19 protein-coding genes and 1 tRNA gene are annotated in these 21,975 nt (G+C 29.4%); 8 read left to right on the top strand and 12 right to left on the bottom strand.

Going from position 1 to position 21,975, the window contains the following annotated elements; all coding sequences use genetic code 11:
- From BLU40_RS07910 to BLU40_RS07945, 8 genes are all read right to left on the bottom strand, one after another.
- On the bottom strand, positions 1-1,380 hold the full coding sequence (locus BLU40_RS07910) for a lipopolysaccharide biosynthesis protein (RefSeq protein ID WP_090122072.1): 1,380 nt from the start codon (positions 1,378-1,380) through the stop codon (positions 1-3).
- Positions 1,381-1,392: 12 nt separating this feature from the next.
- Positions 1,393-3,771, bottom strand: coding sequence for an exopolysaccharide transport family protein (locus BLU40_RS07915; RefSeq protein ID WP_090122075.1), 2,379 nt, complete (start codon positions 3,769-3,771; stop codon positions 1,393-1,395).
- Between the two features lie 4 nt (positions 3,772-3,775).
- Complete coding sequence (locus tag BLU40_RS07920) at positions 3,776-4,525, bottom strand: TolC family protein (protein WP_090122078.1); 750 nt, start codon at positions 4,523-4,525, stop codon at positions 3,776-3,778.
- A gap of 23 nt (positions 4,526-4,548) precedes the next feature.
- The gene (locus tag BLU40_RS07925) at positions 4,549-5,748 is read right to left on the bottom strand and encodes a sugar transferase (protein ID WP_090122081.1); all 1,200 of its coding nucleotides are present in this window, start codon (positions 5,746-5,748) and stop codon (positions 4,549-4,551) included.
- Positions 5,749-5,785: 37 nt separating this feature from the next.
- Entirely contained in the window at positions 5,786-6,172 is a 387-nt protein-coding gene (locus tag BLU40_RS07930) for a response regulator (RefSeq protein WP_090122084.1), read from the bottom strand.
- A 4-nt stretch (positions 6,173-6,176) separates the two neighbouring features.
- On the bottom strand, positions 6,177-6,560 hold the full coding sequence (locus BLU40_RS07935) for an Hpt domain-containing protein (RefSeq protein ID WP_090122086.1): 384 nt from the start codon (positions 6,558-6,560) through the stop codon (positions 6,177-6,179).
- Positions 6,561-6,739: 179 nt separating this feature from the next.
- Complete coding sequence (locus BLU40_RS07940; RefSeq protein ID WP_090122088.1) at positions 6,740-7,678, bottom strand: UDP-glucuronic acid decarboxylase family protein; 939 nt, start codon at positions 7,676-7,678, stop codon at positions 6,740-6,742.
- 35 nt (positions 7,679-7,713) lie between these two features.
- A complete protein-coding gene (locus BLU40_RS07945) occupies positions 7,714-9,063 on the bottom strand; it encodes a UDP-glucose dehydrogenase family protein (RefSeq protein WP_090122090.1) in 1,350 nt (449 codons plus the stop codon).
- 281 nt (positions 9,064-9,344) lie between these two features.
- On the opposite strand from BLU40_RS07945, the gene BLU40_RS07950 reads away from it, so the two are divergent.
- The 3 genes from BLU40_RS07950 to BLU40_RS07960 are packed head-to-tail and all read left to right on the top strand — an operon-like array spanning position 9,345 to position 13,747.
- Positions 9,345-10,484, top strand: coding sequence for an FIST signal transduction protein (locus tag BLU40_RS07950; protein ID WP_090122093.1), 1,140 nt, complete (start codon positions 9,345-9,347; stop codon positions 10,482-10,484).
- A 14-nt stretch (positions 10,485-10,498) separates the two neighbouring features.
- Complete coding sequence (locus BLU40_RS07955; RefSeq protein WP_090122095.1) at positions 10,499-11,041, top strand: heme NO-binding domain-containing protein; 543 nt, start codon at positions 10,499-10,501, stop codon at positions 11,039-11,041.
- A gap of 3 nt (positions 11,042-11,044) precedes the next feature.
- Complete coding sequence (locus tag BLU40_RS07960; protein ID WP_090122097.1) at positions 11,045-13,747, top strand: PAS domain S-box protein; 2,703 nt, start codon at positions 11,045-11,047, stop codon at positions 13,745-13,747.
- Between the two features lie 8 nt (positions 13,748-13,755).
- Here the strand turns inward: BLU40_RS07960 and BLU40_RS07965 are convergent, their stop codons facing one another.
- From BLU40_RS07965 to BLU40_RS07975, 3 genes are all read right to left on the bottom strand, one after another.
- On the bottom strand, positions 13,756-14,298 hold the full coding sequence (locus tag BLU40_RS07965; RefSeq protein WP_090122098.1) for a hypothetical protein: 543 nt from the start codon (positions 14,296-14,298) through the stop codon (positions 13,756-13,758).
- Positions 14,299-14,409: 111 nt separating this feature from the next.
- Positions 14,410-14,484 (bottom strand) — tRNA-Pro (locus BLU40_RS07970).
- A 49-nt stretch (positions 14,485-14,533) separates the two neighbouring features.
- Positions 14,534-14,872, bottom strand: a complete 339-nt coding sequence (locus BLU40_RS07975) for a thioredoxin family protein (protein ID WP_090122100.1) — start codon at positions 14,870-14,872, stop codon at positions 14,534-14,536.
- A gap of 166 nt (positions 14,873-15,038) precedes the next feature.
- Here BLU40_RS07975 and trxB point away from each other — a divergent pair, with 166 nt between their 5' ends.
- Together trxB and BLU40_RS07985 are read left to right on the top strand one after the other, a co-directional pair.
- Positions 15,039-15,986, top strand: coding sequence for a thioredoxin-disulfide reductase (trxB, locus tag BLU40_RS07980; protein WP_090122103.1), 948 nt, complete (start codon positions 15,039-15,041; stop codon positions 15,984-15,986).
- A gap of 141 nt (positions 15,987-16,127) precedes the next feature.
- Positions 16,128-17,711, top strand: a complete 1,584-nt coding sequence (locus BLU40_RS07985) for an aspartate:alanine exchanger family transporter (RefSeq protein WP_090122104.1) — start codon at positions 16,128-16,130, stop codon at positions 17,709-17,711.
- Here BLU40_RS07985 and BLU40_RS07990 read toward each other — a convergent pair.
- Positions 17,706-18,539 carry a GIN domain-containing protein gene (locus BLU40_RS07990; RefSeq protein ID WP_090122106.1) on the bottom strand — a complete coding sequence of 278 codons (834 nt, stop codon included), beginning with the start codon at positions 18,537-18,539 and terminating at the stop codon, positions 17,706-17,708. The genes BLU40_RS07985 and BLU40_RS07990 overlap by 6 nt on opposite strands.
- 224 nt (positions 18,540-18,763) lie before the next feature.
- On the opposite strand from BLU40_RS07990, the gene BLU40_RS07995 reads away from it, so the two are divergent.
- The 3 genes from BLU40_RS07995 (at position 18,764) to trpD (ending at position 21,947) form a co-directional block, all read left to right on the top strand.
- A complete protein-coding gene (locus tag BLU40_RS07995) occupies positions 18,764-20,155 on the top strand; it encodes an anthranilate synthase component I family protein (protein WP_090122108.1) in 1,392 nt (463 codons plus the stop codon).
- A gap of 95 nt (positions 20,156-20,250) precedes the next feature.
- Positions 20,251-20,826 carry an anthranilate synthase component II gene (locus tag BLU40_RS08000; RefSeq protein WP_090122111.1) on the top strand — a complete coding sequence of 192 codons (576 nt, stop codon included), beginning with the start codon at positions 20,251-20,253 and terminating at the stop codon, positions 20,824-20,826.
- A 134-nt stretch (positions 20,827-20,960) separates the two neighbouring features.
- Positions 20,961-21,947, top strand: a complete 987-nt coding sequence (gene trpD / locus BLU40_RS08005; RefSeq protein ID WP_090122114.1) for an anthranilate phosphoribosyltransferase — start codon at positions 20,961-20,963, stop codon at positions 21,945-21,947.
- Positions 21,948-21,975 lie beyond the last annotated feature (28 nt).

The following is a 21,975-nucleotide window of genomic DNA, read 5'->3' on the forward strand; positions in this document are numbered from 1 at the left end:
TTACTTATTAGTTTTGGGGTTTACAATAAAGCGATTATTAGTAGCTTTATTAAAAAGTGTTTTATAGAAATCAATTCCGCTTGAAAAAATTTCTTTATATGACAAAGTCAATTCTTTATTTAAAAAATACATACCCATCCATATACCAATTAATGTAAATAGAATAGATGCAACAGCAACTAGAATTAGTGATTTAAAAACAAAAATGGCTATAAAATCTCCTATTACATTAGCTACTACCATAATGAAGACTTTTATGGCGTTAATGTTTGGTTTATTTATACTATCTAAACCAACTCCTGTCATTCTATCAATTGGTAATAGTAATCCGTAAATAGAAAATACACGAACTATATCTACAACATTAGATCCTGTGGCCGGATCAACTTTTAAATATTGTTCTCCGGATAGAATTAACACCAAATACTCAGCAAATACAAAAGTGAATAAACTCATAAGTACAAATAAATAGGTGAGAGCACCAGAGTATGAGTAAAATAAATTTCTAACTTCTTTAACTTTACCGTGAACACTTGCTTTAGACATTTTTGGAAATGCAGTAGCTACAAAGCTTCTTAAAGGAATTTGTTGTAATTCGGTAAGTTTAAGAGGAATGCTATATAGTGCTACTGCGGCACTTCCCATTGGGCTTAAGCTAATAATAACTGTATCTGCACTTCTTAATAGGTTTGTACCTATTAGTGTAAATGTTGTGTATTTTCCAAAATTTAATAGTGTTTTATTAGTTTCAGCACTTGCTTTTATAATGTGTTTTGTTCCATCCCAACCTAAAGTTATAGTTACTAAAGATGTAATTGCATTAATAATAAGTAAAGCAATAATTAATTGAGTTAACGTCATCTCTATAAAGAAGAAATGAAATAAAATTACAAGAAAAAAGAATCCGCTTTTTATTGCTTTAATTATTAAAATTTGCGCATATTTTCTATCTGCTTGTAATACTACTAGCGCATTATTCCAAGGTAAATTTAAAAAAGCCAATAGTGGGTACCATTTAAAAAATATGTTATAACCAGAGTTGCTAATAGCGTTATTGAAAAAAGTATAGAAAAACACTAAAATAATAGCTATTATTGTAGTTGAACCTAAACCAATTAAAGCGTTAGAACCTATTAATTTATATCTAGAGTCTTCATCTGCTCCAGATAAAAAACGTATTAAAGCTGTGTTTGTAATACCAAAACGAAACATTTCAATAAAAGAACCACCTGTAACAAATAAAACCCATTCACCAAAAACATCTAGGGGTAAACTCCTGGCAAGCAAAGCAAAACCAGCAACACCCAAAATTGCAATCACGACGTTTCCTGTTAATGACAGGAAATTATCTTCTCGAACAATTTTTTTAAGTTTTTTCATTAAATAGAATAATTATATTTGGTTTTTATTAAAAAATTGAAATTTAAATATTGATTTTATTTTTTTTCTAAACTTTGTGCGTTTTTTTGGTAAATCTCCTAATAAAGATTCAATTTCGTTTATGTTAACACCGTTAACAATAATATTAAGTTTTGAAGCACAATCTTCTCTTAAATTGCTAATTGCAGATTCGTCTGCATTTGACCAAACTCTATTAGAACGACATACAAGAATATCTAAGTCTGCATTAATAATTAATTCTGAAGAGTAATTATTATAAATTATAGCAGGTAATTCTATTATTACAAAGTCTGGTGTATAGTCTAGTTCAATATTTTTTTGCTTTAAAATATCTGTATAATTTTTTGCGTTGTAAAAATGTTTATCTAAGTTGTAAGAATAATGTTCAGAAGAATCAAGATAGTTTGAAACATCTGCCAAGAAAGGATTATCTATATCTATTCGAGGATCTGGGTAGCCTAAAATTTTATTTAGAATAGGAGAGTTTCGTTTTTGCTTAATAAACTTTTGTTCTCCATCATGATTAAGCAATACTATTTTTTTACCCTCTTGCTTTAATCTTTTAGCAATGTTTCCGGCTAATACTGTTTTTCCTTCTAGCTTTTGTGTGCTAAATACAATAATGGTTTTTGTTTTTTGTTTTGAATTTTGAGTGCCAAAATATTGTAATATGTTTTGTGTAATAATCTCAATCAATCGTTTTTGAATAAAAGGTAAATTAATACCTCCAGGGTCTAAAACAATCTTAGGTATCATACCTAAAGATTGTAATTTTAATATTTTACTTGCTTTAATTGAGTTTTTTAGTGTATCATCAAAATATTCCATAACAAAAATAATACCCAGAGTTAAAACACCTCCCAAGAATGCAGCTGCAATAATTAATATTGCTCTTTTTGTTGGGTTTGGTGATAACGGAAAATATGGAGGGTCTACAGTTTTTAAATTAGATGATAGTTCACTGTCTTGTAATTTTAATTTTGCTAAATTTAACCCGTGAAGTATTTCTAGGTAACCTTGTTCTGCAACTGAAATTTCACGTTCAAGTCTTTTCATATTAGCACCTGCAGGGGCATATTCTTCATATACTTTTTGAAAGTCATTCTTTTGTTTATCAATTACTTGAATTTTTGCTTTTAAATTTTCAGTCTCTACCACTTTATTCATCCAATCTGGAAGTACTTTGGAAATTTGTACCCCATCAATTGAATTTTGATATTTATATAAATCATTAACACTATTTTCAATTGCGTTGCTTAATGTTTCAGACTGTTTTTTTAAACTAGCCATTTTTGTGATATCTGCTTCTTTATTGCTAGATTTAATTTCGGCATCTATTAGAGCAATTTCATAATTTAATTTTCCAAGCTTTTTTTGTTTATCAAGAATATTGTTATTTTTTATTTGAATAACTTCTTGTATTTGTAGTTTGTCTTCTAAGCGTCTTGTACCTGCTTGTAACCCTGCTAATTCAGCTTTTTTTAGTTTATAATCAACCTCCAATTCTTCTTTTACCACAGCAACAGCTTTACTCTGTTCGTAATAATTTATAATATTAGAAGTTTTATTAAACTCTAAAAGTTTACTTTCTGCTTGATCTAAGTTCTTTTTTGCTTTATTTAGTTCATTTTCAAAGTATTTAACAACAGCATCTGATCTATTTTCTTTAATGTCTTTATAATTTTTTATACAAACTCGGTTATAAATAGCAAGAGTTTGTTGGCAAATACCTGGGTCATTTACAGTATAACTTAATTTTATTAAATCACTGCTGTTTATTCTTTGAGCTTTTATGCCTGAGACGGCTTTTTGAGAATAGTGTTCGTCAGAATCATAATTAAATATTTCATAAACATAATTATTAGTACTACTTCTCATTAACGTTAGTAGGTTCTGAACTGTTTTTTCGTAGTTATTACGATTTATTTCTTGAGGTAGTGGGTTGTTAACAATCCAGGTGTTATCTTTATTTTCTAGTTTATTATCTCCAGTTTCAATATAGTTGTATAAGTCTTTAGGAACTTTCTGTTTAAGTTCTTGATATAGTTTATTTGAAATAAATTGAGGGTTTGCTTCTGGAAGCATTAGATGAATCGCTAATAATCTTACAGCAACTTCTTCTTGTGTTTCTCTAGATTTAATGATGTTAATTAAATTATCAAATGCTGCATTTGTAGCTTGTGTGTTAAACTTCTTGTCCATTTCAATTGAAGAACCTGTAGCTAACCCAGTGTATAAAATGGTTTGTGAAGAAAACTCGTACGACGGGTTCATTGTTAGTGCAATAACCATAGAGCCAAGCAGAAAAGGCACTAACAATAGTAGTGTTAAGTTTTTTAAAATTAATCTTACAAAATCAATTATAGTCATCTACTTATTTTGAACGTGTTAAACTAAATACAAACCCAGCCATATCTTCTAGTATTTTTTTTGAAGTAATAAATTCTGATATTGCTGTTTCGTATGCTGCTTCCATGTTTGTGGTCATACCACTTATTCTTACGTACTCAGATATTGGAACCGCACCATTTCTAAATTCTTTTTCTACCATTTGCATATTTACTCTCGCATCACTTAAACTATTAGACTTTATTTTAAGTAATTTTTTCTTTAAAAGTAATTCTTGATATAATACTATAACCCTTTGTCTTATTTCTTCTTCTTGAGCTTTAGCCATACTTTTTGCAGCTTCAACCTCTAATTTTGCTAGTTTAAGTTGATGTTTTCTGTTTAAACCATCAAATAATGGAAGTTTTAAATATAAACCTACACTATAATTTAACTGGTCTTGAGTTGTTAATGTAGAAATATTCGATGTGCTTTCTTCACTAGTAGAAAAACTACTGATTGTACCATATTGCGAAGTTGCTTGAATACCAATGTTTTTGGTCCAATATAAGCGTTCAGATTTTAACGTGGACTCCTTAACTCCAATACCATGTTTTCTAAAACTTAACATAGCACTGCGCTTTAAAACAGAATCTATAACAGCATTAAGAGGAGGGAAGTTAAATTCGCTGCCTTTTAGTGTTATATTATCTGTTTTTGATGTTTGAGCTTGTGATTTATTAAAACAAATAATTGTTAAGGTTAAAATTAATAGTATTTTAAATAGTTTGTTCATTATTATTCAGATATAAATTTTACTTAAACAGTGTCTGATTGTAATAAAGCAGGTATGGTTCTTAATATTAGTTTAATATCATACCAAAAGGAATAGTTGTCATCTTTAAATTGATCTGCATACTCATTGTCTAAACGCATTCTTTCTTCTTCAGACATGTTTCCGCCTTTTCCCCTAAGTTCTACTTGCCATAAGCCTGTAATTCCTGGAGGGGCCAAAAATCGTTTCGATAAATCATCTCCAGTTAGTAATTCTGCTTCATAAACCGGTAAAGGTCTGTTACCTACAATAGACATATCTCCCTTTAGTACATTTATTAATTGTGGTAATTCATCTATACTTGTATTTCTAATAAACTTACCAACTCTTGTAATACGTGGGTCGTCAACAATTTTTACAAATGTTGAATTGTTTTTAGCTGCTGTTCTTTTTTGAACATTAAACCAATAGTCACAAATTTGATGAGTGTCAATATGCATAATTGGAGAGCATGACTGTCCGTCTGGTAATGCACTGCATTTTGGGCAAGGTATATCTAATGGGTTGTTTTCGGTTTTTGTTTCTTCTTTATTGTATTGATTTTTTTCTTTCGCTAACTTTTTTAATAGTTCGTCCGATCCTGTTCGCATCGATCTTAGTTTGTAAAAATCGAAAGTTTTTCTACCAACACGTTTTGATATGTAATATACTTTCCCTTTTGATTCTAATCGGATAGCTAATATAATTAGTAATAAAAATGGTGAAGCTACAAGAAGTACAGAAGATGCTACAAAAATATCAAAAACACGTTTTATTAGAGGCATTTTATAAACTTCTTGTTTAATTTTTGGTGCCTCTTTTTTACTTATAGGTTTTCTATAAGTACATAGATACTCTATTCTATTTAAAATATCGGAAGGGTTAGTAACTGACGGTATATAAAAATCGTCAATTTTCTTCTTAAATGCTGTTTTATAAATTTCTGAATTAAATTCTTTGGATAGTAAAATAAAAGGAATAAGATCATATTTTTTTTGTTCTCTAATCCAATCATAAAGAAATATTCCATTGTTTCCTGGCAAATGATAATCGCAAATTATAGCGTCAGGATTTTTATTAGACTGCAAATATTTAGTGGCTTTAACGCTATTGTCTAAAGTTGTAATAGACCAGTTTTTATGTTCTTCTAAGCTAAAATAATTTGCTTTGTTTCCGATGTATAAAATATTAATATTTAAACTCATAGGGACTTTTGTTAAATTGCAATATTATATTTAATTGTTACCACTCTATGGCATAATGTATGGGATAGAGATTTTTTTTAACCAATTCTTCAAGTTCTTCTGGATTAAAAGGTTTTGTAAGGTAATCTTGTGCTCCAAGTCTATAACATTTTATACGCTCTTTACTTTCTGCACGTCCAGATAACATTATAATAGGTGTGTGCTTTGTAAAACCTTGTTGACGGACCTTGGTTAAAAATTCATACCCATCCATTTTAGGCATTTGAATGTCACAGATTATAAGATCTGGTAGATTGTCTTCCAGCCATTCAAGAGCGTCTAAAGGATTATGTTTTGTAATAACGTCATAGTCTTGTGAAAGAAAATTTTGCAATAACATGCAAATACTTGTTTCATCATCTAAAATTAGTATTTTCTTCTTCATTATTTTATATATTAGTTATTTTAAAATCGTTTTTCATTTCATTAATAACTTCCTTAGAGATAGATTTAAGATTTGAAATTTCTAATTTTAATTCATCTGAAGGAATTTCTTTTGAAACCAAATTTTCTGTAAGAACTAGTTTTTTTTCTAACGTAGAGGTTCCATAATAAGTTAAAGTAGGTTTAATTTTATGAGTGATTTTTTTAAATTTTACAATATCATTTTCAGAATATGCAGCTTCCATTTCTAAAATAGCTTCTGAAATTTGATCAATAAATACTTCAACCATTTTTATAATTTGTTCTTTATTTCCACGACACATTTTGTCAATTACATCAAGGTTGTATAATTTATTGTTTGAAAGATTTGAGTTTTCTGATAAATTCATGATAATATTTATTATGTATTACATTTTTGTAAATGAATTACTTCAGTTTTAAATTGCGGTAATTACTTGATGTCTACATGCATTAGCTTAATTTTGAATATAATTATATATTTAAGTGATTTTTAAATATATAATTATATTCAATTAAGTTTACTTATTTAAAACGGTAAGTTGTAAAATTAAATTATAGATTTAAAAAAATGTATAGTTTTTGACAGCCCTTCATCTAACTCTATTTTTGGTGACCAATCTAACTCTTTTTTAGCAAGGGTTATATCTGGTTGTCGCATCATAGGATCATCAGAAGGTAGAGGTTTGAATACTATTTTAGATTTTGAACCGGTAAGTTTTATTACTTTTTCGGCTAATTCAAGAATAGTAAATTCATTGGGGTTTCCCATGTTTACAGGTCCTGTAAACTCATTAGGTGTGCCCATCATTTTAATCATTCCATCCACTAAATCATCAACATATTGAAAACTTCTTGTTTGTTGTCCTTCACCATAAACAGTAATATCTTGATTTTGTAAAGCTTGAACTATAAAATTAGATACTACTCTTCCGTCATCAGGATGCATGTTTGGTCCATACGTATTGAAAATACGTATGATTTTAACATTTACATTATTCTGTCTATTATAATCCATGAATAATGTTTCTGCAGAACGTTTACCTTCGTCATAACATGAACGTATTCCAATAGGGTTTACATGCCCCCAGTATTCTTCAGATTGAGGATGTACTAAGGGGTCTCCATAAACTTCACTTGTAGATGCTTGAAGTATCTTAGCTTTAATTCGCTTTGCTAACCCTAGCATGTTTATAGCCCCCATAACAGAGGTTTTTATTGTTTTTATAGGGTTGTATTGATAATGTACAGGTGAAGCCGGACAGGCAAGGTTGTAAATCTCATCTGCTTCAATAAAAAAAGGACTTGTAACATCATGTCTAATTAATTCAAAATATGGGTTGTCTAATAAATGAACAACATTTTGTTTTTGTCCCGTAAAAAAGTTATCAAGACAAAAAACCTCATTTCCTTCATTTAATAAACGTTCGCATAAGTTGGAGCCTACAAATCCTGCACCTCCAGTAATCAGTATTTTTTTTCGTACCATAGTCGTCGTGTAAGGTTGAATTTTTTAATATAAAGTTATACGGAAAGAGTCTCCAATTCAGGTTTTTTTGATCGAACACCAATACAGAAATATTCAAATCCATATTTTGCCATTTCATCTCTATCGTAAATATTTCTACCGTCAAAAACTAATGGTTTACTTAGTAGTTTTTTTATTATTTTAAAACTTGGAAATTTAAATTCTGGCCATTCAGTAAGTATGGCTAAACAATCTGCATCTATAAGTGTTTCATATTGCTCATCACAATAAGTAATACGGTCTCCAAAATGATGTTTAGCTTCTTCAAGAGCCACAGGGTCATACGCTTTAACAACTGCTCCAGCTTCTAAAAGACTATTAATTATGTATAAAGCTGGTGCTTCACGCATATCATCTGTTTGTGGTTTGAAAGAAAGTCCCCAAACACCAATAGTTTTACCTTTTAAATCTCCGTTATAGTATGAGTTGATTTTATTAAATAACACTAATTTTTGATATTTATTAACCGATTCAACAGCTTGAAGTACTTGTAAATTGTAATTATTTTCATCTGCTGTTCTAATTAATGCTTGAACATCTTTTGGAAAACATGAACCACCGTATCCAATTCCTGGGTAAATAAATTTATGTCCTATTCGCGTATCTGAACCGATACCTTTACGTACTTTATTAACGTCAGCTCCAACAATTTCGCAAAGGTTTGCAATATCGTTTATAAAACTAATTTTAGTAGCAAGCATTGCATTCGCTGCATATTTAGTCATTTCAGCAGAAACAATATCCATGAAAATTACAGGGTGACCATTTAGAGTAAAAGGTTTATATAAACTAGACATTAAACTTTCAGCTCTTTCGCTATTTAAACCAACTACAATTCTATCTGGTTTTAAGAAATCATTAATTGCAGCTCCTTCTTTTAAAAATTCTGGGTTAGAGGCAACATCAAATTCAATAGATACGTTTCTTTTATTTAACTCATCTTGAACAGCTTCTTTTACTTTAAGGGATGTACCCACAGGTACTGTACTTTTGGTAACTATTAAAGTGTAATCAGTCATATGTTTACCGCAATCTCTAGCAACAGCCAAAACATATTTTAAATCTGCACTTCCGTCTTCATCTGGCGGCGTTCCAACAGAAATAAATACAACTTCAGATTCTTTTACTGCAGTTTCAATACTTGTTGTAAAACTCAAACGCCCCTTATTCATATTTCGGGTAATCATGTCTTCAAGACCTGGCTCATAAATAGGTATAATACCTTTATTAAGGTTTTCAATTTTTTTACTGTCGATATCAACACAAACCACGTTAATACCTACTTCAGAAAAACAAGCGCCGGTAACAAGACCAACATATCCACTTCCAACAATAGTAATTTTCATAAAATATAGGGTTTTATAATTTTTTACTAATATATTGAATATATTGATAAATAGCAATTTTTTTACAATAAAATACAGTTTAAGTCTAATAAACTGTATTTGATTGGATGTTGAAAATTTATAATTATTTTGATTTTTTTTAATCTAAAAAATTTTGTTTTGACAGAGAAATGATAAACTTTTTTTTATATTGCAAGACAATTGTTTAAAGTTTGCTTTTTTAACTAAGTATTTAAAGTAAAGCTTAGAAATGATTCTTTTTTTAAATTTAAAATTACTTTATGAGAACATCACTTTACCAATTTTTAGATGGTATTTGGTCTGAACATGATAAAAGTCAGTCAGTTAATATTAAAGAAATAAATCTTGTTTTGTGTTTTGGTTCCAAAGAAATACTTCAGGATGAAAGTATTTATTCTAATATTAAAGAAAAATTTCCTTCGGCAGAAATAGCTATATGTAGTACATCTGGAGAAATTTATCAAGATAGTGTAAATGATGATTCATTGGTAGCTGTAGCCTTAGAATTTGAAAAAACTACTATAAAAGCTGCATCAGTTAATATTAAAGATTATGATAATAGTTACAAAGCTGGTGTTGGTTTATTGAAAAAATTACCAAAAAAGAATTTAACCTATGCAATGGTGTTGTCTGAAGGGAGCTTGGTAAATGGTAGTGAACTTGTAAAAGGAATGTCTACAGAAATAAATAAAAATAATTTAATAACGGGAGGTCTTGCAGGAGATGGCGCAAATTTTGAATCTACTTTATTAGGGTTAAATAAGCAGCCAAAAGAGGGAGAAGTTATTGTTGTAGGATTTTATGGTAATAACTTGCATGTTACCCATGGAATGCAGGGAGGTTGGGATATTTTTGGCCTTGAAAAAAGAGTTTCAAAGTCATCTAACAACGTACTGTATGAGTTAGAAGGTCAGAATGCGCTTGAACTATATAAAAAGTATTTGGGACCTGAATCTGAAAATTTACCGGGATCTGCACTTTTATTTCCATTGTCAGTTGTAATTCCTGGAGCTACTAAACCAATTGTTCGAACAATTCTTTCGGTTAATGAAAAAGAAAAAAGTATGACTTTTGCTGGAGATATTCCAGAAGGTTCAACAGTGAGGTTTATGAAAGCAAACCTAAATAAAATTACTAATGCTGCTTCTGAAGCTGCCTTTGAAACTATTAAGGAAAATAAAGTAAAACCAGATTTTGCTTTGTTAATAAGTTGTATTGGAAGAAAACTTGTTTTAGGAGAACAGACAGAAGCAGAAATAAAAGCTGTTAGTAAAGCTTTTAATAACGAAACAATATTAGCTGGTTTTTATTCTTATGGAGAAATATCTCCATTTAATGAAGGGGGAGATTGTCAATTGCATAATCAAACTATGACAATCACATCTTTTTACGAAATTTAATTATCTAAAAACATATGTACGGAATAGTAAATAAATCAATTCAAGATTTAATAACAGAGAAATTTGGAGAAGATCAATGGGTTGCAATAAAAGAAAAAAGTGGAGTAGATATTGATTTTTTTTTAAGTAATGAGCCTTATGATGACGATGTTACTTATAACTTGGTAGTTACGGCTTCAGAAGTATTAGGTATTCCAGCTGAGGATATTCTTCATACTTTTGGAGAATGGTGGATATTAAGAACTGGTAAAGAAAAGTATGGTGCATTATTACAAGCTGGAGGAGAAAATTTAAAAACATTTTTAGTAAACCTTCCTTCGTTTCATAATCGAATTATGTTGATGTACCCTAAATTAACACCTCCAGAATTTAAAGTTAGTGATATAGAAGAAAATTCAATACATATACACTATCATTCAAAAAGAGAAGGTTTGCAGGAATTTGTAAGAGGAATACTAAGCGGTTTATGTAAAACTTACGAAGTTGAGGTTGATATAGAACTGCTGCAAGCGAGAAGTGAGGGAAGTACTCACGAAATATTTAAAGTAAACTGGTAACTTATGGCTCGATCTTTTTCTTTTGATGAAGAACAATTCAACAGATTTTTCCCTTTTTATGTTTTAATAGATAAGGACTTGAAAATTGTTAATTCAGGAATGTCTTTAAAAAAAATTGTTCCAATAGAAAATGGTGCATTATTTAATCAATTCTTTTCAATTCCTAGGCCACTTACGGAAATAGAAACTTTTAAAGATTTAGTAGCTCTAAAAAATCAGTTAGTAGTTTTAAGCCCTTGCTCAAGTGAAAAAGGAATGATGAGAGGGCAATTTGAATATTTAAAAAATACTAATGAAATATTGTTTGTTGGTTCTCCTTGGCTAGATTCTATGGAAGCAGTAATTGAAAATAACCTAGTTATTGATGATTTTGCAATTCAAGATCCGCTTATAGATTTACTTCATGTTTTAAAAACAGTTGAAATTACAAATGAAGAGCTTAGAGAATTAGTATCAATAATAAGTAATCAAAAAAATGATTTAAAAAAACTATCTAAGGAATATTATAATATAGCTCTATTTCCAACACAAAACCCAGATCCAAATATTAGAATTAATTATAAAGGAGAAATAATACAAAACAACCCTGCAGCTTCAAATCTAGATTTTATAGAATATGAAGGTAGTAATTATCGTATTGATTTGTTTTTTAAATTATTAGCCTCAGGAATTGATAAAAGTGTTAAAAGGAAGAGTTTTGAGATTAGATCTAATGAAGTTGATTATTCTCTTGATTGTGTGGCAATGCCAGATGAAGGTTATATAAATATTTACGGAAGAGATATTACCGAGCAAAAAATAAATCAAAAGGAATTAGAAAAGCTATCTCTAATTGTTCAAGAAACCATAAATGCTGTAATTATTACAGATTCTAATGGTAAAATAAATTGGGTAAATAGAGCCTTTGAAGAATTAACTGGTTACAAATTAAATGAAGTATTAGGTAAAACTCCCGGTGCTTTTTTACAAGGAGAAGAGACCAATTCTGAAATAGTAGATTACATGAGGTCTGAAATTAGAGATTCAAAACCTTTTACATGTGAAGTTTTAAATTATAAAAAATCAGGAGAAAGGTATTGGTTAAGAATTAACGGACAGCCAATTTTTGATAAAAATGGTAAAATGACAAATTATTTTGCTATTGAAGAAGATATTACCAAAATTAAAAATATTCAGCATCAAATAGAACAAAGTGAGAAAAAGTATAGAGACGTAATAGATCATACTTTGGCAATTGTAACTACACATGATTTAGAGGGTAGGTTGCTTACTGTTAATCCTATGGTGAAAAAAATGTTTGGATATGATGAAGATGAAGTACTAGATCGTAGGCTTATAGATTTTATGCCTGAAGATGATAAAATTATGTTTTATGATGAGTATTTAACAAAAATAAAGCAAGAAAAAGAAGCTACAGGTATTTTTAGAATTCTTCATAAAAACGGAGATATTGTTTACAGTTTGTATAATAATTATCTAAAAGAAGAACCTGGTAAAGATCCTTATGTTATTGGATTTTCAGTTGATATTACAACTCGTATTTTAGCAGAAAAAGAGTTGAAATTAGCAAAAAAGAAAACAGAAGAGTTGGCGCGTTCTAAACATAATTTTTTGGCAAATATGAGCCATGAAATTAGAACACCAATGAATGCTATTATGGGTATGAGTCGTCAATTGAAAAAAACTAGTTTAAATGACGAACAACAAAGCTATTTATACAATATATCAACAGCCTCTGAAAACCTATTGGTTATAATTAATGATATACTTGATTTATCAAAATTGGAAGCCAATAAGTTGTCTTTTGAAAAAATTGGATTTAAGCCAAAGCTAGTTATAGATAACGCATTAAAAGTAATGAACTATAAGGCAGAGGAGAAAGGAATTAAATTGACTAATAATTTTTATGATACTAAGTTGTCTCCAGTATTAATTGGTGACCCGTATAGAATTAATCAAATATTATTAAACATAATTTCAAATGCCATAAAATTTACAGAAGTAGGTAGTGTAGATATTAGTTGTAAAGTTTTGAAAGAAACAGACAATGTGCAAGAAATAGAAATAAAAATTACGGATACAGGCGTAGGTATGGATTCGTTATTTTTAGAGAAATTATTTGAGAAATTTACTCAAGAATATGGAGCCAAAAGTAAAAACTTTGGAGGTACAGGTTTAGGAATGGCTATTACTAAGTCTTTAATAAACAATATGGGTGGTGCTATTTTTGTAGAAAGTGAAAAAAATAAAGGAACTACTGTGTTTATTAGTTTTCCTTTAGATAAAGGAACAGAGTTAGATATAGAGGGGAAAGATAATGTGGTTACAACTTCTACTAATTTAAAAGGGAAAAAAATACTTGTTGTTGATGATAATATTATGAATAGAATGATTGCTGCATTAATTTTAAAAGAATTTAAAGTAGAAGTTTCTGAAGTTGGAGATGGAGAAGAAGCTGTAAATTATTTAAAAGAAAATCAATGTGATTTAGTTCTAATGGACATCCAAATGCCTGTATTAAATGGTTATAAAGCAACAGAAATTATTAGAGAAGAATTAAAATTAGATCTGCCAGTTATTGCTTTAACAGCAAATGTTATTGAAGGGGAAAGGGAGAAGTGTATAATTGCAGGAATGAATGATTATTTATCAAAACCTTTTGAGGAGGAAGAGTTTATAAGAGTTATTTGTAATTGGGTAGAATAAATTAAAAATTACCTTTTTTTATGTTCATTCCATAAATCTGTAATACTTTCTATTTTTAAATCAGAAGTTTTAGATGGTATTTTAATCCCTCTCATTGTAAAAGTAAACCTTTTATGAACTTCAAAATTCCAATAATTACCTGTTAATTTTCCATCGTTAGATTGTATATTCCAATTAGGAATATTAATTAAAGAATATTCTCCATCAGAATTTAAGTCTAAACCAAAATCTTCTAAATCTTTAGAGGTGTTATATTCAAGTGTAATTGTTGCATTTAAGAGATTGTTTTTGTCTGTTTGAAATTCTATGTGTTTAGACTTGTATTTTTTTAAAAGAGGAGACCAAATATTATTAATAATGGTATCTATTTCATTTTTTAGGTTTAAACTATCGTTTTTTGATTTTAGAATAGTGCATAGGTTTTCTTGTTGAATAACCATGGTTTTGGTTTGTGGATCAATAGATACTGTTACCAATTCTGAACCTATGTGGCAGTAATTAACTCCAAAAAACATTCCTAAAACAAAGAAAATTATTTTAACCTCTACCATATTTATTTTTTATTTTATTAAAATTATCCTTTAAAACTAGGTAATTGAACTTTTATTACTTTTAAAGCATAAAAAAAACTCGCTAATCTGTAAAGAAAAACGAGTTTTTTGTCGGGGTGGCAGGATTCGAACCTGCGGCCTCCACGTCCCAAACGTGGCGCGATAACCGGGCTACGCTACACCCCGAATAATTTCGGAATGCAAATATAAAACTAAATATTGTTTATGCAAGCATTTAATTAAAAATAAGTTGGTAAGGTCTGTCAATTACTTGTTTTAGTTCCTCAATGCTAAAACTTCTGCTTTTTTTTATGGTTTCTTTACCATCAAAAAATAAGATAACCGTTGGTTCTACAAAAGCTGTATATTTTGCTGTAATATCTGCATTGGTCTCCATATCAACACTGTAGCTTTTTATTTTAGGAAAATATGAAGCTAGTAACTCTACAACTTTAGGTTCTACAGCTTCGCCAACTATGCAAGAATTTGTTTTAAAATATAATAGTACTGCTAAGTTTTCTTTAAGTACTTTGTCTAATTGATTTGCAGATGCAATAGTGTTTTTAATATTCATAGGTAATAATTGTAGTGCAAAATTACTTAAATAAAGAAAAATGAAAGCTAAAAATATTGCTTATTGTAAAAGCTTATAATTGCATTATTAAAAATTATAAACAATGGTGTACAATTTTAGTATTTATATCCTAAATTTGTTTCAGAAAAAAATAAAAACATATAATATGTCAGAAAATATAGAGAGAATAAAATGTTTGATAATTGGTTCTGGACCAGCAGGGTATACTGCTGCAATTTATGCTTCAAGAGCTGATTTGAAACCTGTAATGTATACTGGTATGCAAATGGGTGGGCAATTAACAACTACAACAGAAGTTGATAATTTTCCGGGATATCCAAAAGGTACAGATGGTACTGCTATGATGGAAGATTTGAAAAGTCAAGCTGAGCGTTTTGGAACTGAAGTTCGTTTTGGTTTGGTTACGGAAGTTGATTTTAGTAAAGAGGTTGGTGGTGTGCATAAAGTTACAGTAGATGGTTCTACTTTAATTGAGGCTGAATCTGTAATTATTTCAACAGGAGCAACAGCTAAATATTTAGGTTTAGAAAGTGAACAACGTTTAATTGGTGGTGGAGTTTCTGCTTGCGCAACTTGTGATGGTTTCTTTTATAAAGGACAAGATGTTGTTGTAATTGGAGCTGGAGATACTGCTGCTGAAGAAGCAACTTATTTATCTAATATCTGTAACAAGGTTACAATGTTAGTTAGAAAAGATTATATGAGAGCTTCAAAAGCAATGCAACATAGAGTTGAAAAAACGGCTAATATTGAAGTGAAATATAATACCGAGTTAGATGAGGTTTTAGGAGATAATGTTGTTGAAGGTGTTAGAGCTGTTAATAACCAAACTGGTGAAAAAGAAGTAATTGATGTTACAGGTTTATTTGTTGCTATTGGACACAAACCTAATACAGATATTTTTAAAAATGTTTTAGAAATGGATGAGACAGGTTATTTAATTACCAAGGGTAAATCTACAAAAACAAATTTACCAGGTGTTTTTGCAGCTGGAGATGTTCAAGATAAGGAGTATAGGCAAGCTGTAACTGCTGCTGGTACTGGATGTATGGCAGCTTTAGATGCTGAGCGTTATTTAGGAGCGTTAATTTAAAAACTAATTAAATATATTTAAAAACCCAAGTTTTAACTTGGGTTTTTTATTTTTATAAATAAATCGTTTTCGTTAATACAGAAAATAAAAGATGAATTAAAAGCCATTACTAATTAATTTTGCAATTCAAAAAAAGAGATTATGAATTTACTTACCAACAGTTACTTTGTGTTATTTCTAATTATTTTAATTGGGTTTATTATTGGTAGAATAAAAATAAAAGGAATTTCTTTAGATGTTTCTGCAGTTATTTTTGTTGCCTTAGTATTTGGACATTTTGGGGTTGTTATCCCAAAAGATTTTCAATATTTAGGTTTGGTATTATTTATTTTTACAATTGGTATCCAAGCTGGTCCAAGTTTTTTTGAATCTTTTAAAAAGAATGGTAGAGAGTTAGCATTATTGGCAAGTGTACTTATAGTAAGTGCAGGTTTAATTACATTTTGTATTTTTTACTTTTTAGGTATCGATAAAAATTTATGTATTGGATTGTTAAACGGATCTTTAACAAGTACACCTGGGTTAGCAGCTGCAATTGATGCGACAGGTTCTCCGTTAGCTTCTATTGGTTATGGTATTGGTTATCCGTTTGGTGTAATTGGAGTTATTTTATTTGTAAGTTTTTTACCTAAAATTCTTCGTATTAACTTAAAAAAAGAAGAAGATATTTATAAAAAAGAAGTTCTTACAGGATTTCCAGAAATAACAAGAAAGTATTTTGTAGTTGAAAATGAAAGTGTTATTGGTAAAACTTTGGGTGAATTAAATATTCGCTTTATGACCAAGGCTGTGATTTCGAGGATAATGCATAATGATGAAGTAATTGTGCCAGACCCAAAAATTGTTTTTCATAAGGGAGATATTGTAAAGGCTGTTGGTACAAACGATGCTTTGGAGCGTGTTAAATTATTAATTGGTAGTGAAACCGAGCAAGAAATACCTTCAGATAATAATTTTGACATTAGATCGGTATTAGTAACTAATAAAGATGTTGTTAAAAAAACATTAGGGCAATTAAATATTTTAGAAACTTACCGAGCTACAGTTACTAGAATTCGTCGTTCGGGTATTAATATCTCTCCAAGTCCATCAGCAAAATTACAGTTTGGAGATAAACTAATTGTAGTGTGTCATAAAGATACTATGAAGCACGTAAGTAGAATATTTGGAGATGACACAAGTAAATTATCGAATACAGATTTTATGCCAATTGCAGCTGGAATTTTATTAGGAATTTTAGTTGGTAAATTAAGTATAAACTTTAGCTCATTCTCATTTAGTTTAGGATTAACTGGAGGAATTTTATTAGTGGCTTTAGTACTAGGTAGAACTGGTAAAACAGGACCAATTATGTGGACTATGACTGGTGCTGCCAATCAATTATTAAGACAATTTGGACTGCTCTTTTTCTTAGCAGCAGTAGGTACAAGCGCAGGGTCTAGTTTGGTAGAAACTTTTTTAGAGTACGGTATAGAATTATTTGTTTATGGTATTGCAATTACGCTAATACCTATGATTATTACAACAGTAATGGCTATTTACGTACTTAAAATAAATATACTTACAATTTTAGGAACATTAACAGGTAGTATGACAAGTACGCCAGGTTTAGCAGCAGTTGATAATTTAGTAGATACTGATGCGCCTGCAGTTGCTTATGCTACAGTATATCCAATAGCAATGGTATTGTTAATTATTGTAGTTCAAATATTAAGTTTGTTATAATTCTCTTTTATGTATTGAAGCTTTATCCAAAAAATTAGTAATAGTAATTTTTGGATTTGAATAAATATAAACTTCAGAGGTGTTTATGGTAGAAATATCAATAGTTTCTGAAGCATTTATAAAAGCGTCAGCATTATTTTCTGTGTTTACAATAGCATTTTTAATAGAGAATTCTTTTCCTATAAAATGTCCATTTCCAATAGCTTTTAATTCTAAATTTTCTGAATTACCTTTAAAAGAAATATCAGATTTTTCTGTTAATGAAATAAACGTGTTTTGAGAGTTTACATTACCTTTAATTGCACTGTTTTGAATTGTATTTACAAACAAATCATTTGTAAGAATTTCTAAATTTAAGTCGCTGTTTTTTTTAGCGTTTACAGTTACAATTTTAGCGTTCAATTTTAAACTAAAATCTGCATTATCAAAAGCATTTACTGTTAAGGAGTCTATGTTTAAAACGTTGGTAGTTTTAATTTTAGCATTGTTGTATGCATTAATTTCAGTTAAATAATTATTAACTTGAATAATTATTTTAAGCTCTTTTTTTCTAGTAATTTTAGTTGAAGTTTTTATGGTAAGAATACCATCATTAACTTCAGTAATAATTGCATTTAGAAGGTTAGAATCTGCTTTTACTTTTAAATCTTGATTTTCATTGTAAAGTAGTTCTACTTCAACATTGTCAATAACTTCAATTTTGTCAAATTCAGCTATTTCTCTTTCTTCTGTTGTAATTTCTCTATTACCTTTTAATTTGTCTTGTGAAAATGATGTTCCTATTACAAATATTGTAAAAAATAAAGCTATTAAGTATGAATTTTTCATAAATATGTTTTTATCAAATTTAATAAAATAATTTTTCAATGAATAATTTGTACAATTAAAAATCTATGTTACATTTGTACCTAAATAATGAAAAACAATAATTTAAATACAACTTGGTGGTGGAACTCTCTTATACAATAAGCGAGAAACCTGTTATATTTAAAAAAATAATATAAAACTTAAAAGGACTTATCTCGTGATAAGTCCTTTTTTTATACAACATAATGGAAAAACTAAAATTTAAAACAATTTCTAAACATCAGCTTTCTGATACGGTAACTCCAGTTGGTTTGTACTCTAAAATTAGAGATAAGTATGCCAATAGTTTATTGTTAGAAGGTTCAGATTATCACAGTAAAGAAGAAAGTTTCACCTTTATTTGTGCCGATCCAATAGTTACATTAAAAGCTGATAAAAACAAGTTTACGTATAGTTATAAAAATAAAGAATTGGATGCAAAAGAAATCAATAGAGATTTTTATTCAATTTTTGAAAATTATAAGCAAACAGTAGATGTAGATTGTAGTGACGAAATAAAATCGTTTAACGGTTTTTATGGATATATTTCTTACAATTCAATTCAGTATTTTGAGACTATAAAATTAAAGGCTGAAAAAGCACCTTCTGAAATTCCAGATTTACAATTTAGTTTCTTCCGTTTTATTATAGTTATTAATCATTTTAATGATGAATTAACGTTGATTGAAAACATTGAAGAAGGCGAGGAGTCAAGAATTGAAGAAATGCAAACTCTAATAAATGCTCGTACTTATGGTTTGTATAAGTTTGAAATGGAAGGGCAAGAATCTTCAAATTGTACCGATGAATATTTCAAAAATAATGTTGCCAAAGCAAAAATGCATTGTAAACGTGGTGATGTTTTTCAGTTAGTTTTATCTCGCCAGTTTCAACAATCTTTTTCAGGTGATGATTTTAATGTGTATAGAGCATTACGTTCAATAAACCCTTCGCCATATTTATTTTATTTCGACTACGGAAGTTTTAAATTAATGGGTTCTTCACCAGAAGCACAAATTAAAATTGATTCAGAGAAAGCAATCATCAATCCAATTGCTGGAACATTTAGAAGAACTGGTGATATGGCAAAAGATATTTTGTTGGGTGAAAAACTTTCAAATGATCAAAAAGAAACCGCCGAACACGTAATGTTAGTGGATTTAGCGCGTAACGATTTAAGTAAACACGCAAGCAATGTAAATGTTGAGGTGTTTAAAGAAGTACAATATTTTAGTCACGTAATTCATTTAGTTTCAACAGTTCAAGGGAAACCAAAAGGCGAAGCTATTAAAATTGTTGGTGATACTTTTCCCGCAGGAACTTTAAGTGGAGCGCCTAAATTTAAAGCAATGGAATTAATTGATACTTATGAGAATCAAACACGTGGTTTTTATGGTGGAGCAGTTGGTTTTATTGGGTTAGATAATAGTGTAAATTTAGCAATTGCCATTCGTTCATTTGTAAGTAAAAGCAATACGTTGTATTACCAAGCAGGAGCAGGAATTGTAATGAAATCCTCAGAAGAAGGAGAACTACAAGAAGTAAATAACAAATTAGCTGCTTTGAAAAAAGCATTAACATTGGCAGAGAAAATATAACTAAAACACGTCATTCTGAACTTGTTTCAGAATCTCATAATATTGATAATGAGGCCTTGAAATAAGTTAGGGAGACGAAAACAGAAATTGAAACAATGAAAATTTTAATATTAGACAATTACGATTCATTTACATACAACCTAGTTCATATGGTTGAAGATATTACAGGTGAATATCCAGCTGTATTTAGAAACGATGAGATTGAAATTTCAGAAATAGATAAATACGATTTAATAATTCTTTCTCCAGGTCCTGGTATTCCAGATGAGGCAGGAATTTTAAAAGAAACTATTAAAACCTATGCAGGTAAAAAACCAATTTTTGGTGTGTGTTTAGGTTTACAAGCTATTACAGAAGTTTTTGGTGGAAGTCTCGAAAATATGGATGAAGTTTTTCACGGTGTAGCAACTACAATGAATATTACCAAAAAAGATGCTACAATTTATAAGGATTTTCCTACTGAATTTGAAGCGGCTCGTTACCATTCTTGGATTGCTTCAAAAAAAGGTTTTCCTGCTGAATTAGAAATTACTGCAGAAGATGAATTTGGAGATATTATGAGTATTCAACATAAAGAATACAGTATTAGCGCGGTGCAATTTCACCCAGAATCTATTTTAACGCCAACAGGAGAAAAAATGGTTCGTAATTTTATTGATGCAAATAAATAATTAGGTCGCTGAGCGGAGTCGAAGTGACATCGGAATAGAGGAAATGTGATTTCGACTCCGCTCAATCACCCTAAAAAATATGTCATTGCGAGGAGAGAAACGACGTAGCAATCTGTTTTATTAAAAGAAATTAAATGAAAAATACATTAAACAAATTATTTGAGCAACAACGCTTAACCAAAGAAGAAGCAAAATCTATATTGATTGAAATTGCAGCAGAGAAGTTTAATAACTCCCAAATTGCTTCATTTTTAACAGTGTTTTTAATGCGACCAATTTCGGTTGATGAGTTAGCTGGGTTTAGAGAAGCATTGTTGGAATTATCGGTAAAAGTTAATTTGTCCGATTTTAATACCATAGATTTATGTGGAACTGGAGGAGATGGAAAAGACACTTTTAATATTTCAACATTAACATCGTTTATTGTTGCAGGTACTGGAAATAAGGTTGCTAAACACGGTAATTATAGTTCATCTTCAATTAGTGGTTCATCAAATATGCTAGAATATTTGGGTTATAAATTCACAAATGAAGAGTCAATTTTAAAAAGCCAAATAGATAAAGCAAATATTTGTTTTTTACACGCTCCGTTATTTCATCCAGCTATGAAAGCAGTTGGACCAACTCGAAGAGAATTAGGTATGAAAACCTTTTTTAATATGTTAGGTCCGTTGGTAAATCCAAGTAATCCTCAAAATCAAATGGTTGGAGTTTTCAATTTAGAAGTTGCAAGATTGTATAATTATTTATTGCAAGAAACTACTCAAAATTATGCCATAGTTCATAGTTTAGATGGTTACGATGAAATTTCATTAACAAGTGGTTTTAAATTACTTACAAAAGATAACGAGCAATTTATTACTCCTGAAGAATTGAATTTAAGAAGATTAGAACAAGAAGAGATTTTTGGAGGAGATTCAGTTGAAGAATCAGCAAAAATATTTGTTTCAATATTGGAAGGAAATGGAACTGAAGCCCAAAATAATGTAGTGTGTGCCAATGCCGCATTTGCATTAAAAACATTTGATAAAACTAAATCTTTTGAAGATGCTTTTGCAGAAGCAAAAGATTCATTATTAGGATTAAAAGCAAAAGAAAGTTTAAAGAAGTTGATTATATAAGGTTGGTCACTGAGCGGAGTCGAAGTGA

This window comes from Lutibacter oricola, from assembly GCF_900106565.1.
In the GTDB taxonomy this organism is placed as follows: Bacteria; Bacteroidota; Bacteroidia; order Flavobacteriales; family Flavobacteriaceae; genus Lutibacter; species Lutibacter oricola.

Coding starts and splice junctions, on each gene's coding strand:
- BLU40_RS07910 (WP_090122072.1), bottom strand. CDS start 1,380: ATGAAAAAACTTAAAAAAATTGTTCGAGAAGATAATTTCCTGTCATTA.
- BLU40_RS07915 (WP_090122075.1), bottom strand. CDS start 3,771: ATGACTATAATTGATTTTGTAAGATTAATTTTAAAAAACTTAACACTA.
- BLU40_RS07920 (WP_090122078.1), bottom strand. CDS start 4,525: ATGAACAAACTATTTAAAATACTATTAATTTTAACCTTAACAATTATT.
- BLU40_RS07925 (WP_090122081.1), bottom strand. CDS start 5,748: ATGAGTTTAAATATTAATATTTTATACATCGGAAACAAAGCAAATTAT.
- BLU40_RS07930 (WP_090122084.1), bottom strand. CDS start 6,172: ATGAAGAAGAAAATACTAATTTTAGATGATGAAACAAGTATTTGCATG.
- BLU40_RS07935 (WP_090122086.1), bottom strand. CDS start 6,560: ATGAATTTATCAGAAAACTCAAATCTTTCAAACAATAAATTATACAAC.
- BLU40_RS07940 (WP_090122088.1), bottom strand. CDS start 7,678: ATGGTACGAAAAAAAATACTGATTACTGGAGGTGCAGGATTTGTAGGC.
- BLU40_RS07945 (WP_090122090.1), bottom strand. CDS start 9,063: ATGAAAATTACTATTGTTGGAAGTGGATATGTTGGTCTTGTTACCGGC.
- BLU40_RS07950 (WP_090122093.1), top strand. CDS start 9,345: ATGAGAACATCACTTTACCAATTTTTAGATGGTATTTGGTCTGAACAT.
- BLU40_RS07955 (WP_090122095.1), top strand. CDS start 10,499: ATGTACGGAATAGTAAATAAATCAATTCAAGATTTAATAACAGAGAAA.
- BLU40_RS07960 (WP_090122097.1), top strand. CDS start 11,045: ATGGCTCGATCTTTTTCTTTTGATGAAGAACAATTCAACAGATTTTTC.
- BLU40_RS07965 (WP_090122098.1), bottom strand. CDS start 14,298: ATGGTAGAGGTTAAAATAATTTTCTTTGTTTTAGGAATGTTTTTTGGA.
- BLU40_RS07975 (WP_090122100.1), bottom strand. CDS start 14,872: ATGAATATTAAAAACACTATTGCATCTGCAAATCAATTAGACAAAGTA.
- trxB (WP_090122103.1), top strand. CDS start 15,039: ATGTCAGAAAATATAGAGAGAATAAAATGTTTGATAATTGGTTCTGGA.
- BLU40_RS07985 (WP_090122104.1), top strand. CDS start 16,128: ATGAATTTACTTACCAACAGTTACTTTGTGTTATTTCTAATTATTTTA.
- BLU40_RS07990 (WP_090122106.1), bottom strand. CDS start 18,539: ATGAAAAATTCATACTTAATAGCTTTATTTTTTACAATATTTGTAATA.
- BLU40_RS07995 (WP_090122108.1), top strand. CDS start 18,764: ATGGAAAAACTAAAATTTAAAACAATTTCTAAACATCAGCTTTCTGAT.
- BLU40_RS08000 (WP_090122111.1), top strand. CDS start 20,251: ATGAAAATTTTAATATTAGACAATTACGATTCATTTACATACAACCTA.
- trpD (WP_090122114.1), top strand. CDS start 20,961: ATGAAAAATACATTAAACAAATTATTTGAGCAACAACGCTTAACCAAA.